The organism is Aeromonas encheleia (genome assembly GCF_900637545.1).
Taxonomy (GTDB): domain Bacteria; phylum Pseudomonadota; class Gammaproteobacteria; order Enterobacterales; family Aeromonadaceae; genus Aeromonas; species Aeromonas encheleia.
This window is the reverse complement of record NZ_LR134376.1, coordinates 4047250-4060046: the sequence shown is the minus strand read 5'-3', so window position 1 is coordinate 4060046 and position 12797 is coordinate 4047250. Positions and strand designations below refer to the sequence as shown.

At 60.2% G+C, this 12797-nt stretch carries 13 protein-coding genes; 4 read left to right on the top strand and 9 right to left on the bottom strand.

Annotated features, from left to right (window positions below):
• A complete protein-coding gene (gene mutT / locus EL255_RS18805) occupies positions 1-408 on the top strand; it encodes an 8-oxo-dGTP diphosphatase MutT (RefSeq protein WP_042653213.1) in 408 nt (135 codons plus the stop codon).
• A gap of 56 nt (positions 409-464) precedes the next feature.
• On the opposite strand, the gene yacG is transcribed toward mutT, so the two are convergent.
• The 9 genes from yacG to EL255_RS18755 form a co-directional block, all read right to left on the bottom strand.
• Positions 465-659, bottom strand: coding sequence for a DNA gyrase inhibitor YacG (gene yacG, locus EL255_RS18800; RefSeq protein WP_042653212.1), 195 nt, complete (start codon positions 657-659; stop codon positions 465-467).
• A 16-nt stretch (positions 660-675) separates the two neighbouring features.
• Positions 676-1398: a cell division protein ZapD gene (gene zapD / locus EL255_RS18795; RefSeq protein ID WP_042653211.1), complete on the bottom strand. Its 723-nt coding sequence runs from the start codon at positions 1396-1398 to the stop codon at positions 676-678.
• Positions 1399-1435: 37 nt separating this feature from the next.
• The gene (coaE, locus tag EL255_RS18790; RefSeq protein WP_042653210.1) at positions 1436-2050 is read right to left on the bottom strand and encodes a dephospho-CoA kinase; all 615 of its coding nucleotides are present in this window, start codon (positions 2048-2050) and stop codon (positions 1436-1438) included.
• 18 nt (positions 2051-2068) lie between these two features.
• A complete protein-coding gene (locus EL255_RS18785) occupies positions 2069-2941 on the bottom strand; it encodes a prepilin peptidase (RefSeq protein ID WP_042653209.1) in 873 nt (290 codons plus the stop codon).
• A gap of 104 nt (positions 2942-3045) precedes the next feature.
• Positions 3046-4287, bottom strand: a complete 1242-nt coding sequence (locus EL255_RS18780; RefSeq protein WP_042653208.1) for a type II secretion system F family protein — start codon at positions 4285-4287, stop codon at positions 3046-3048.
• A gap of 130 nt (positions 4288-4417) precedes the next feature.
• A complete protein-coding gene (gene tapB / locus EL255_RS18775; RefSeq protein ID WP_042653207.1) occupies positions 4418-6124 on the bottom strand; it encodes a PilB family type IVa pilus assembly ATPase TapB in 1707 nt (568 codons plus the stop codon).
• 3 nt (positions 6125-6127) lie between these two features.
• Positions 6128-6553, bottom strand: a complete 426-nt coding sequence (locus EL255_RS18770; RefSeq protein WP_042653206.1) for a pilin — start codon at positions 6551-6553, stop codon at positions 6128-6130.
• Between the two features lie 321 nt (positions 6554-6874).
• Positions 6875-7732 (bottom strand): carboxylating nicotinate-nucleotide diphosphorylase, encoded by an 858-nt coding sequence (gene nadC / locus EL255_RS18760; RefSeq protein ID WP_042653205.1) that lies wholly within the window; start codon positions 7730-7732, stop codon positions 6875-6877.
• 3 nt (positions 7733-7735) lie between these two features.
• Positions 7736-8206, bottom strand: a complete 471-nt coding sequence (locus tag EL255_RS18755; protein ID WP_042653204.1) for a retropepsin-like aspartic protease family protein — start codon at positions 8204-8206, stop codon at positions 7736-7738.
• A gap of 134 nt (positions 8207-8340) precedes the next feature.
• Here EL255_RS18755 and ampD point away from each other — a divergent pair, with 134 nt between their 5' ends.
• The 3 genes from ampD to aceE all read left to right on the top strand — a co-directional run bounded on the left by ampD (position 8341) and on the right by aceE (position 12684).
• Positions 8341-8913, top strand: coding sequence for a 1,6-anhydro-N-acetylmuramyl-L-alanine amidase AmpD (ampD, locus tag EL255_RS18750; protein ID WP_042653321.1), 573 nt, complete (start codon positions 8341-8343; stop codon positions 8911-8913).
• 276 nt (positions 8914-9189) lie between these two features.
• On the top strand, positions 9190-9954 hold the full coding sequence (gene pdhR / locus EL255_RS18745; protein ID WP_042653203.1) for a pyruvate dehydrogenase complex transcriptional repressor PdhR: 765 nt from the start codon (positions 9190-9192) through the stop codon (positions 9952-9954).
• 69 nt (positions 9955-10023) lie between these two features.
• Positions 10024-12684 (top strand): pyruvate dehydrogenase (acetyl-transferring), homodimeric type, encoded by a 2661-nt coding sequence (aceE, locus tag EL255_RS18740; protein WP_042653202.1) that lies wholly within the window; start codon positions 10024-10026, stop codon positions 12682-12684.
• Positions 12685-12797: the final 113 nt, after the last annotated feature.

Below are 12797 nucleotides of genomic sequence, written 5' to 3'. Positions count from 1 at the left end.
ATGGAACCGAAGAAACGGATCTGGGTGGCGGTCGGCGTCATCGAGAATGAGAAGGGCGAGATCTTCCTCGCCAAACGCTCCTCAGACCGCCATCAGGGCGATCGCTGGGAGTTCCCGGGGGGCAAGGTGGAGTCAGGGGAAGATCTGCTGACCGCGTTGGACAGGGAGCTGTGGGAGGAGATCGGGATTCGGGTACAGGATTGCGCTCCCTTCATGGAGCTGCACCACGATTATCCTGACAAGCAGGTGCTGCTGGATATCTGGAAGGTGACCCGTTTCAGTGGCGAGCCCTTCGGCAAGGAGGGGCAGGAGTGCCGCTGGGTGCCGCTGGCCGCCTTGCACGAATACCGGTTCCCGGATGCCAACGGCCCGATCGTGGCGCGGCTGCAGGCATCGCTGGCGGAGTAATTTGCCGGGGTGCCGATATTAAAAAAGGGCCCTGCGGGCCCTTTTTGGTATCTGGCTCATTGCCACTGCTCACCCTCATCCGGGTAGGGCAACAGCTCCGGATTGATCTCGCCCGGGATGCGCTTCTCTTCATCGGCCCATTCGCCGAGATCGATCAGCTGGCAGCGCTTGCTGCAGAAGGGACGAAACGGGCTCTGCGGGCCCCACTCTATCTCGGTTTGGCAGGTCGGACATTTCACCTTGGTGACCATATTGGCTCCTTGACCGTTAGCAACAGGCTAGCTGGAAGGGGACGTCGCCGATCTGCTGCTCTGTCGTCGGCAGGAAGCGCAGGGCGAACCGGTTCTTGTGACCGCTCAGGGTCGGATAGCAGGAGTGGTTGCCGAGGATGCGGATGCGGATCAGCTCGGCGCCCTCGGCGGTGTCCTGGAAGAAGCCATTGGTGGCGACCTGGTCGCTGAAGTGGCCGGACTCGCGCCACAGCCGCAGCAGCAGGGAGATGGCGTTCATCAGCAGGTTGATGTCGCTGAGCCACTGTTGCATCTGCTGATGACGGGCGACGGCCGGGGTCGCCAGCCAGTGGTGCAGCTGTGGCACGTCGAAGGCGCACAGGCCACCCGGAATGGAGAAACGCTGGCGAATGGAGCCGAGCAGGCGATCTTCTTTCAGGCGGGCGCCGGGCCGTGGTGAATTGAGCAGGCTGCGGGAGAGTTGGGCGCTCTCCTGCTGCATCCGCTGGATCTGCTCGAGATCGACCTCCGGCAGGCTGGCCCAATGGCTCAGTCGCTGACCGAGCCGCTCCAGATCCTTGATCAGATCGGCACGCAGATCGCCGCGCTCCAGCAGTTCCTGCAGATCGAACAACCCCTTGAAAAAGGCGATGTGTGCCCAAGGCTGGTCACTCTCCAGATTGTCGCGGATCTGGGAAAACAGGGACTCCAGACGAAGATAGGTCCGGCTTTTTTCGTTGAGGGGGAAATCGTAAATCATGCCTAATCCTGGCCAGCCATAAACCGGCCTAGTGTACTCACACTTGGCGGGCTTGTTGAGTGGCAAATGCCAGATATGTCTCGTGCAGCGCCAAAATTCGCGCCAGGATGGTCTCACTTGTACCACTCTGGTTGTCCAGCACATCATCGGCCACCGCGAGCCGCTCGGCCCGGCTCGCCTGGGCGGCCAGAATGGCCTCCGCCTGGGCGCGACTCACCCCGTCCCGGCGGCAGGTTCGTTCGATCTGGGTCGCCTCATCCACGTCGATAACCAGTACTCGATCGGCCAGGGCCATCAACCGGTTCTCTACCAGCAACGGCACCACCAACAGGCAGTAGGGCGAGCTGGCCGCCGCGCACTGGCGCAGCATCTCGCTGCGAATGAGGGGGTGGAGCAGGGCGTTGAGCCAGTGTTTGGCCGCCGGCTCGCTGAAGATTCGCTCGCGCAGGACACGCCTGTCCAGTCGCCCCTGTTCATCCAGGATGCCGGGACCAAAATGGTTGGCGATGGCGGTCAGTGCCGGTGTGCCGGGCTCCACCACCTCGCGGGCGATCAGGTCGGCATCGATCACCTCGATACCCAGGGTCGCAAACTGGTTGGCGACGGTCGTCTTGCCGCTGCCGATCCCGCCGGTGATAGCTACCACATACATTGTCAGGGCACCCTTGTGTTAGAGGACGGTGTTCAGATACCAGCGGGTGATGCTATCGCCCCACAGCAGCGCGATCCAGCCCGCGATGGCGAGATAGGGGCCAAAGGGAATAGGGTTGGCTTGATGATGCCGACGCAGGGCGATCAGCGTGAGGCCGATCAGGGCGCCGATCAGGGAGGAGAGCAGCAGCACTATGGGCAGAGCCTGCCAGCCCAGCCAGGCGCCGATGGCGGCCAGCAGTTTGAAGTCACCGTAGCCCATTCCCTCCTTGCCGGTGAGCAGTTTGAAGGCCCAGTAGAGGCTCCACAGCACCAGATACCCGGCCATGGCCCCGATCACCGCATCTCCCAGCGAGACGAAGCCGCCCAGCAGGTTGAACAGCAGGCCTCCCCACAGCAGTGGCAGGGTGAGCTGGTCTGGCAGCAGCATCTTGTCCAGATCGATGAAGGTGAGCGCGACCAGCACCCAGGTCAGCGCCAAAGCGGCCAGGGTGCCCCAGCCCGGGGCCAGGGTCGCCGCGACGGCCAACGACAGCAGGGCGGTCAGCAATTCGACCAGCGGATAACGGACCGAGATGGGAGCCCGGCACTGCCGGCAGCGCCCCTTGAGCCAGAGCCAGCTCAGCAGGGGGATGTTCTCCAGCGCCCCGATGGGATGGTCGCAGTGAGGGCAGCAGGAGCGCGGTACCATCAGGTTGTAAGGCGTGGTGGGGGCGGGCTCGGCATCGCTGTCGAAGTAGCTGCGGTATTCCGCGTGCCACTCCCGCTCCAGCATGATGGGCAGGCGATGGATCACCACGTTGAGGAAGCTGCCGATCATCAGGGAGAAGAGAAACATCAGGGAGAGGTAGAGCCAGGGCAGGCCGTGGGCCAGTTCGATCAGAGACGCCATAATCAACCGTTTGTGTTGGGAAAGAGAGCCATAAAGGGTCGTACCCGCGCCGGCTCATGCCGGCGGGGTTGGCCACCCGGGTCTGCAGGTAGGGCCGCAGGGGGTCAGTGTATCACAGAGCCCAGCTTGAAGATGGGCAGGTACATGGCGACGACCATGCCACCGACCAGTACCCCCAGCACCACCATGATGAAGGGCTCGAGCAAGCTAGTAAGGCCATCGACCATGTCGTCCACTTCCTGCTCGAAGATGGCCGCCACCTTGGAGAGCATGTCATCGATGGCGCCGGACTCCTCCCCGATCATCACCATCTGGATCACCATGTCGGGGAACAGGTCCACGGTACGCATGGCGACGTTGATCTGCATGCCGGCCACGACCTCGTTGCGGATGGCCATGATGGCGGTGCGATAGACATAGTTGCCGGAGGCGCCGGCGGCCGAGACCAGGGCGTCAACCAGCGGGATACCGGCGGAGAAGGTGGTGGAGAGGGTGCGGGCGAAGCGGGCCATGGCTGCCTTGTGCAGGATCGAGCCCACTATGGGGATGGTGAGGATGAACCTGTCCGTGTTGTCCCGCACCTTCTGGGAGCTGCGCCAGGCGCGCACGTAGAGGAAGATGGCGAGGGCGATGCCGCCAAAGATCGCATACCACCAGTGTTGCATGAAGCGGGAGATGCCGATGACGAACTGGGTGAAGATGGGCAGTTCGGCACCGAAGCTCTTGAAGATCTCCTCGAACTGGGGAATGACGAACAGCAGCAGGATGGAGGTCACTATGATGGCCACCAGGATGACCATGGCTGGGTAGAACATCGCCTTCTTGATCTTGGACTTGAGCGCCTCGCTCTTCTCGCGGTAGATGGCGATCCTGTCGTAGATGGTCTCCAGCGCGCCGGATTGCTCCCCCGCTTCGACCAGGTCGCAGTAGAGTGTATCGAAGTGGCGGGGGTGGCGGCGCAGCGCCTCCGACATGGGGGTGCCAGTTTCCACATCGGCGGCTATCTGGCCTATCAGGTCGCGTACCGCCGCCTTTTCGTGGCCGCGCGCGATGATCTGTAGACTCTGTACCAGCGGCACACCGGCGGAGAGCATGGTGGTGATCTGGCGGGAGATGACGGCGATGTCCATCGGCTTTATCTTGGCGCCACCCTTGGAAAACAGCCCCTGGCTCCGCTTGCTGACCTTGGTGACGTTGACGCCCTGCTTGCGCAGCTCGTTCTTGACGGTGTTGATGCTGTCGGCCTGCAACTCGCCGGAGACTTTCTGCCCCTTGCGATTGACCCCGTGCCAGCGGAAGGAGAAGACCTTCTTCGGGGCATTCTGTTTTTGAGCTAATGTTGCCATCACTGCATCCTGCAATTGGGCGACGGTGGCCGGATGATATTGCTCCCTGTCCGGGCCGCCTTGGCTTGAAGAATATCCCCTGGGACACCGCGTTGGCATCACCCGGGTGAACGGGTTGGAAACGCTAGGCTCAGTTGGTGGTGATCCGGTTGATCTCGGCCAGGCTGGTGACCCCCAACCGTGCCTTCTCGAGACCCGAGATACGCAGATTACGCATGCCCTCCTTCTGGGCAATGGCGGCTATTTGCAGGGAGTTGGCCCCCTGCATGATCAATTTCGCGATGTTGTCGGACATGAGCATGATCTCATAGATGCCGACGCGGCCTCGGTATCCTCCCGAGCACTCCTTGCAACCGACCGGCTTGAACAGCCGCAATCCGGCGGCCAGCTGCTGGGGGGTAAAGCCCAGTTCCAGCAGCTCGGCGTCCGGCACCACCTCCGGTGTCTTGCAGTGATCGCACAGCTTGCGGGCGAGGCGCTGGGCCATGATGAGAGTCACCGAGGAGGCGATGTTGAAGGCGGGGACCCCCATGTTCATCATCCGTGTGAGGGTCTCGGCCGCCGAATTGGTGTGCAGGGTCGAGAGCACCAGATGACCGGTCTGGGCCGCCTTGATGGCGATCTCGGCGGTCTCCAGATCCCGGATCTCCCCCACCATGACGATATCCGGATCCTGGCGCAGGAAGGAGCGCAGGGCACTGGCGAAGGTGAGTCCGGCCTTGGGGTTGATCTGCACCTGGTTAACGCCGGGCAGGTTGATCTCCACCGGATCCTCGGCGGTAGAGATATTGACCTCGTTGGTATTGAGAATGTTGAGGCCGGTATAGAGTGAGACCGTCTTGCCGGAGCCGGTGGGGCCGGTGACCAGGATCATGCCCTGAGGCTTGGAGAGGGCCTTCAGGTATTGGGCCTTCTGCCGGTCGTCGAAACCGAGTTGCTCTATGTTGAGGCGAGTCGCCGAGGAGTCCAGCAGGCGGATCACAATCTTTTCACCCCACATGGTGGGCAGGGTGTTGACCCGCATGTCCATAGATCTGTGGCGTGACAGCCTCAACTTGATCCGGCCATCCTGAGGCAGGCGCCGCTCGGCGATATCGAGTCGCGCCATCACCTTGAGGCGGGCGGAGAAGCGGTTGGCCAGGTTGACCGGTGGGGTGGCGATTTCATGCAGAATGCCGTCGATCCGAAAGCGGATCCGGTACTTGGTCTCATAGGGTTCGAAATGCAGATCCGAGGCGCCGCGCTTGATGGCGTCCATCATTATCTTGTTGATGTACTTCACTATGGGGGCATCATCATCCGCCGTATTGACGCCCTCATCGAGCCGAGAGCCTTCGTCAGAGACTTCGAGTTCCGAGATCTCAGACTCGTCGATATGGTCCATGCCGAGCGCATCCTGCTCGTTCTCCATCAGCTTGCCGATGGCGGTGGTCAGTTTGCTCTCCTCGACCAGCAAGGCTTCCGTGTGCAGGCCGAAGCTGAAGCCGAAATCCTCCAGTGCCGACACATTGGTCGGATCCGACATGGCGATATAGAGGGTGTGCCCCTGGGTGTAGATGGGCAGCACATGGTGTTTCTCAATCAGCTTCTGATTGAGGTATTTCTGCGGGATCTCGGCCAGATCGAAGGCGGCAAGATCCAGCAGAGGTACCCCATACTCCAGCTCACAGAAGTCCGCCAATGCCTTGCTGTCGAGGATATCGTTCTCGATCAGGAAGGTGACAAAAGGCTTGCGCTGCGCCCTGGCCTGGCTCAAGAAGCGTAGTGAGTCAGGCTCACTGAGGAGGGAAGAGGCGGCCAGGCTTGTGGCCAGGCCGCTATTGGGGCTAGAGGTCATGCGTTAGCAGAGGCTTGCTGCGACACAAGAGCCAGATTTGTCCCAAATAATTTGAGCTCCAGCGCTAACTGTTGAAACAGCAGGAGATGCGGTGAGAATGAATGTTTCACCATCTACATCGGTAGTTCCTGTTGCTGTGATTACTCCGTCGTCGTCAACTCCGACACTAGCGACATTTTTATAAGCCCCGAGATCAGATGCAACATTATTTGCATTTGTACCGCAGGCTTGAGCAGCTGCATCGTCGGCCGCTCCTTGCACACAAACTTCAACTGCTGTTTTCACGGGGCCGACGGCCGCGATAACCTCCGAAAATTTGGCGCGTTTGGTATAGGTCTGATAGGCCGGCAGGGCGATGGCGGCCAGAATGGCGACGATCGCAACCACTATCATCAATTCGATTAGCGTAAACCCTGATTGTCTTTTCATGTCAAATATCCTTTTGTCCATGGTTCCTGATAAGTCCTGGTGGAAGTCTATCCACACGTCAGTATCTTATCCGAGCGCTTCGGGTTGGCAACAGAGGTAACCCTCTTGTTAACCACTTTTCTGTCATTTAGTGAAAATCATAGAAAAATCAAAGATTAAATGGCCTCTAACGACTCTTTTTATCGCAGGGGAGGGCCCATCTTCACACTCCTTATGCCGTGGGATCCTGCATAAAGAAAAGGCGCCTGTGGCGCCTTTTGCAAGTTTCGAGACCTGTAATATCTGGCAGGGCGAAACGAAGGGTTTCTCTCCCGTCCGCATTCAGACAAAGCGCATCGAGAGATCCAGCGCCCGCACATGCTTGGTCAGTGCACCCACCGAGATGAAGTCGACGCCGGTGGCGGCATAGTCGGCGAGCGTCTCCAGGGTGACATTGCCAGACACCTCCAGCTTGGCGCGGCCCTGATTGAGGGTGACCGCCTCGCGCATCATGGTCACATCGAAATTATCCAGCATCACGATGTCGGTGGCGGCGCTGAGGGCCAGCTCCAGCTCGGCCAGCGACTCCACTTCCACTTCCACCGGCTTGCCCGGGTTGAGGCGGCGGGCCTCGGCGATGGCCTCTTTGATACCGCCGCAGGCGAGGATGTGGTTCTCCTTGATGAGGTAGGCGTCGAACAGACCGATCCTGTGGTTCTTGCCACCGCCACAGGTGACGGCATATTTCTGGGCGTTGCGCAGGCCGGGCAGCGTCTTGCGGGTGTCGAGCAGGCGGCATTCGGTGCCTGCCAGCTCGGCGACATAACGGGCGGTGAGGGTCGCGACGCCGGAGAGGGTCTGCACGAAGTTCAAGGCGTTGCGCTCGCCGGTCAGCAGGATGCGGGCAGGGCCGTGGAGGCGGAACAACTCCTGATCCGGTGAGAGCTGTTCACCATCCTGGACCTTCCATTCCACCTTGACCTCGCCTCCCAGCTGGGCGAACACCTCATCGACCCAGGGCTGGCCGCAGAACACGCCGGCTTCACGGGTGATGACACGGGCGGTCGAGATGCGATCGGCCGGGATCAGCTGGGCCGTGATGTCGGCGCTGGCATCCGGTTGATCCAGCGTGGTGAGGGCTTGACCTAAGTCTTCGAGTAGTGCGGCGCGTACGGCGCGGCTGATGTCCTGTTGTAACATGCCTTATTCCTGCAAGGGTCTGAGAAGCAACTGCCTGTCTTTCTGGCGCAATTCCAGCCGGCCGAGGGCATTCATGCCCACCAGGATCTCTTCCCCGTCGGCCGCCGGATTGATAAACACGGACAAATCGTACAAGGTCAGTGGGCCCATCGCCAGGCTTTCGATCTGGCTGGTATGGACCTGGATCTCGCCGGCCGCCGTGTTGACCCGGCTGCGGCCGGTGGCGATCAGGCCGAGGCGGTTGGCCACCTGGCTCGGTACCGTCACCCGGGTGGCTCCCGTGTCCAGCAGCAGTTGCACCGGTTGACCGTTGATGGCACCCTCCAGACGATAGTGGCCGCTGGCATCGGCCTTGAGCAGCAGATCGCCGCTGGCGGTCACGGTCGGCTGAGCACCTGAGTAGAAGTAGAGGGTCAGTAGCCCCAGCAGGGAGAGCCAGGCCAGCAGCCAGAGACGGCGTGCCATCGGGTGCATATGGGGTCCAGTGCCTTGCGAATGATGGTTCAGCCTAACACAGTTTCACCCATGAATTCAGATGCTTGTTCCCAGTTTATGATGGGAGCGGCCGCCCGCTAGCGGGCACATTTCCATTGTGGATCGAGTAGATGATGACGCAGCCCATAGCAGTTTTTTCCATCGACGCCGAGGGGTGGTGTGAGCAGGCCCGTCGGGTGCCGTCCCCCCACCACAACGAGCGGGCCAGCCCGGACGACATCTCCCTGCTGGTGGTGCACGGCATCAGCCTGCCACCCGGGCAGTTCGGCGGCCCCTGGATAGATGACCTCTTCCTGGGGCGGCTGGATCCTGCCGCGCACCCCTATTTCGCCGAGATCCATCAGCTGCGAGTCTCGGCCCATTGCCTGATCCGGCGCGATGGTGAGCTGGTGCAATATGTGCCATTCGGTGCCCGCGCCTGGCATGCCGGGGTGTCGAGCTGGGAGGGCAGGGAGGCGTGCAACGATTTCTCCATCGGCATCGAGCTGGAGGGGACAGATGAGCTTCCCTACGAGGAGGCGCAGTACCTGACGCTGGCGGGGCTCACCCGAGCCATATCAGGCCAATATACTGCCATCACCCCGGAGCGGATTGTCGGTCATTGCGATATCGCGCCCGGCCGCAAGGCGGATCCGGGCGATAGTTTCGAATGGGCTCACTATCGCCATCTGCTCAACTTCAAGTGACAAAGCTAAACTTTAGTTTGTATTTTTAAAATCAATGGCTTGTCTCTATGGCGAGCCATTCTTTCAGGCTGTTGGCCAAATGTTATCTGTGAGGCAGCTCATAAATATTGGTCAGACCATTTTCTTTGAGCCACATCATAATTCCCGTCTTTTACCCCTAAAGTGGCAACCTTCAATCTTGATGCAGATCATATTTTGGGTGGACTTTTCCTATGCCCTCTGCTAATTTTCGCCCCAATCATAGAATTGGTAATACCAATTTAACAAAGTAGCCCCATGCCCTATATCAAGATTACTCAGCCCAAGCTGGCCGACGCCATCGTCGCCGAGCTGGAAAGCATGATTCTGGAAGGCAGCTTGCAGCCGGGGCAGAAGCTGCCACCGGAGCGCGAACTCGCCATCCAGTTTCAGGTATCGCGCCCCTCCCTGCGCGAAGCCATCCAGCGCCTGGAAGCGAGAGGACTCTTGTATCGTCGTCAGGGCGGCGGCACCTATGTGCAGAATGCCCTGAGCAAGGGGATCGCCGATCCCCTGTTCGAACTGCTCAGCACCCACCCTGAAGCCCAGTACGATCTGCTGGAGTTTCGTCACGCGCTGGAAGGCATCTGTGCCTACTATGCCGCGCTGCGGGGGACCGAGGCCGATTTCGAACGGATCCGCCAGGCGCAGTCCGCCATCGAAGAGGCGGGTCAGCAGGGGTCGCTGGTGGTCGAATCCGCCGCCGTCACCCAGTTTTATCTGGCGGTCGCCGAGGCGTCTCACAACGTGGTGCTGCTGCACCTGTTGCGGGCCATGGGCCCCATGCTCGAACAGAATATTTTACGAAATAATGAAATTTTGAATCGCCGTCCGGGAGTGGTAGCCAAGATCCGTCGCCATCGTGCGAGCCTGATCGAGGCTATCCTGTCGGGGGCTCCGGAGCGGGCCAGGGCTGCTTGTCATGAGCACCTGGCCTTTATCGAGGACACCTTGTTGGATATGCAGAGGGAAGACAGCCGGATCCAGCGATCCATGCGTCGGATCCGTCAGCAGGAAAACTAATCCCACAAGGCTTTATTGTCGAATTCTTGCGCATCTTAACCGCCGTGCAAATAACAATAGGAACCAGCCATGTCTGATATCCTGAAGAACGATGTGGACCCGATAGAAACGCTGGAGTGGCTTGCCTCTCTGGAATCCCTGCTGCGTGAAGAGGGTCCCCAACGCGCTCAGTTCATCCTTGAACAACTGGCCGAGAAAGCCCGCATCAGCGGTGTTGATGTGGCTGAAAAGGCGAATCGCGACTACATCAATACCATCCCTGCCAGCGACGAACCGGCTTACCCGGGCGACCTGGAGATGGAACGTCGCATCCGCGCCATCATCCGCTGGAATGCCATGATGATAGTGCTGCGCGCCTCCAAGAAAGACCTGGACCTCGGCGGTCACATGTCTTCCTTCGCCTCTTCTGCGACCATCTACGAAGTCTGCTACAACCACTTCTTCCGCGCTCGCAGCGAGAAGGACGGTGGCGACCTGGTCTACTTCCAGGGTCACATCTCCCCGGGCATCTACGCCCGTGCCTTCGCTGAAGGTCGTCTGACTGAAGATCAGCTGGACAACTTCCGTCAGGAAGTGGACGGCAAGGGCATCCCTTCCTATCCGCACCCGAAACTGATGCCGGAATTCTGGCAGTTCCCGACCGTCTCCATGGGTCTGGGCCCCATCGCCGCCATCTATCAGGCTCGCTTCCTGAAGTACCTGACCGACCGTGGTATCAAGGATTGCTCCGAGCAGACCGTTTACGCCTTCCTGGGTGACGGCGAGATGGACGAGCCGGAAGCCAAGGGTGCCCTGACCGTTGCCGTGCGTGAAAAGCTCGACAACCTGGTCTTCGTGGTCAACTGCAACCTGCAGCGTCTGGACGGTCCGGTCGTGGGTAACGGCAAGGTCATCAACGAGCTGGAAGGTCTGTTCGCAGGCGCCGGCTGGGATGTCACCAAGGTTATCTGGGGTCGCAAGTGGGATGAGCTGCTGAAGAAAGACACTTCCGGCAAGCTGATCCAGCTGATGAACGAAACCGTGGACGGCGACTATCAGACCATGAAGTCCCGTGACGGCGCTTACGTCCGTGAGCACTTCTTCAACCGTTACCCGGAAACCGCCGCGCTGGTCAAAGACATGACCGACGAGGAGATCTTCGCCCTGAACCGCGGTGGTCACGATCCCCGTAAATTGTTCGCCGCCTTCTCCAAGGCCGCAGCGACCAAGGGCAAGCCGACCGTCATCCTGGCCAAGACCATCAAGGGTTATGGCATGGGCGAAGCGGCCGAAGGCAAGAACATCGCTCACCAGGTCAAGAAGATGGATCTGGGCTCAGTGCGTCACCTGCGAGATCGTTTCAGCCTGCCGGTCACCGACGAGCAGCTGGAAGAGTTGCCGTACCTGAAGATCGAAGAGGGTACCGAAGAGCACAAGTACCTGCACGCTCGCCGTGCCGCGCTGAAGGGCTATGTACCGACCCGTCTGCGCGAGAGCACCACCAAGCTGGAAATCCCGGCGCTGGATGCCTTCGGCCCGCTGCTGGGCGAGCAGGCTCGCGAGATCTCCACCACCATGGCGTTCGTGCGTTCCCTGAACGTGCTGCTGAAAGACAAGTCCATCGGCAAGCGCATCGTCCCGATCCTGGCCGACGAAGCCCGTACCTTCGGGATGGAAGGTCTGTTCCGCCAGATCGGCATCTACAGCCCGCACGGTCAGCAATACACCCCGCAAGACCGCGACATCGTCTCCTACTACAAGGAAGACAAGCAGGGTCAGGTTCTGCAAGACGGTATCAACGAGCTGGGCGCCATGTCCTCCTGGCTGGCTGCTGCGACCTCTTACAGCACCAACGATTGCCCGATGATCCCGTTCTACATCTACTACTCCATGTTCGGCTTCCAGCGGATCGGCGACATGGCGTGGGCAGCCGGTGACCAGCAAGCCCGTGGCTTCCTGCTGGGCGCGACCTCCGGTCGTACCACCTTGAACGGTGAAGGCCTGCAGCACGAAGATGGTCACAGCCACATCCTGGCCGGCACCATCCCGAACTGCATCTCCTACGATCCGTCCTACGCCTATGAAGTGGCGGTGATCGTACAGGACGGCCTGCGCCGCATGTACGGTGAGAAGCCGGAGAACGTCTTCTACTACATCACCACCCTGAACGAGAACTATGCCATGCCGGCCATGCCGGAAGGCGCCGAGGAAGGCATCCGCAAGGGTATCTACAAGCTGGAATCCGTGGCCGGTAACAAGGCCAAGGTACAGCTGCTGGGTTGTGGCTCCATCCTGGGTCACGTCCGTACCGCAGCCCAGATCCTGGCCAGCGAGTACGGCGTGGGTTCCGACGTGTTCAGCGTGACCTCCTTCAACGAGCTGGCTCGTGATGGTCAGGACGCTGATCGCTGGAACATGCTGCACCCGACCGCGACCGCCCGCGTACCCTACATCACCTCAGTGCTGGGTAGCGATGCCACCATCGCCGCGACCGACTACATGAAGTCCTTCGCCGAGCAGGTACGTGCCTTCGTGCCGACCGAGAACTACCGTGTACTGGGTACCGATGGTTATGGCCGTTCCGACAGCCGTGCCAACCTGCGTCGTCACTTCGAAGTGAACGAGTTCTATGTCGTCGTTGCTGCCCTGACCGAACTGGCCAAGCGCGGTGAGATCGACAAGCAGGTTGTGGCCGACGCCATCGCTAAATACGGCATCGATGCCGACAAGGTTAACCCGCTGTACGCGTAAGAGGATTGAGCGCCCTGTCCGGACCTGCGTGCCGGACAGGGCCTTGCCCAGGTTAATGCGACATAAGGGTAAGAGGACAAACACAGGGTTCGGACGGCAACAACGAGCCGGAA

Coding starts and splice junctions, on each gene's coding strand:
- mutT (WP_042653213.1), top strand. CDS start 1: ATGGAACCGAAGAAACGGATCTGGGTGGCGGTCGGCGTCATCGAGAAT.
- yacG (WP_042653212.1), bottom strand. CDS start 659: ATGGTCACCAAGGTGAAATGTCCGACCTGCCAAACCGAGATAGAGTGG.
- zapD (WP_042653211.1), bottom strand. CDS start 1,398: ATGATTTACGATTTCCCCCTCAACGAAAAAAGCCGGACCTATCTTCGT.
- coaE (WP_042653210.1), bottom strand. CDS start 2,050: ATGTATGTGGTAGCTATCACCGGCGGGATCGGCAGCGGCAAGACGACC.
- EL255_RS18785 (WP_042653209.1), bottom strand. CDS start 2,941: ATGGCGTCTCTGATCGAACTGGCCCACGGCCTGCCCTGGCTCTACCTC.
- EL255_RS18780 (WP_042653208.1), bottom strand. CDS start 4,287: ATGGCAACATTAGCTCAAAAACAGAATGCCCCGAAGAAGGTCTTCTCC.
- tapB (WP_042653207.1), bottom strand. CDS start 6,124: ATGACCTCTAGCCCCAATAGCGGCCTGGCCACAAGCCTGGCCGCCTCT.
- EL255_RS18770 (WP_042653206.1), bottom strand. CDS start 6,553: ATGAAAAGACAATCAGGGTTTACGCTAATCGAATTGATGATAGTGGTT.
- nadC (WP_042653205.1), bottom strand. CDS start 7,732: ATGTTACAACAGGACATCAGCCGCGCCGTACGCGCCGCACTACTCGAA.
- EL255_RS18755 (WP_042653204.1), bottom strand. CDS start 8,206: ATGCACCCGATGGCACGCCGTCTCTGGCTGCTGGCCTGGCTCTCCCTG.
- ampD (WP_042653321.1), top strand. CDS start 8,341: ATGACGCAGCCCATAGCAGTTTTTTCCATCGACGCCGAGGGGTGGTGT.
- pdhR (WP_042653203.1), top strand. CDS start 9,190: ATGCCCTATATCAAGATTACTCAGCCCAAGCTGGCCGACGCCATCGTC.
- aceE (WP_042653202.1), top strand. CDS start 10,024: ATGTCTGATATCCTGAAGAACGATGTGGACCCGATAGAAACGCTGGAG.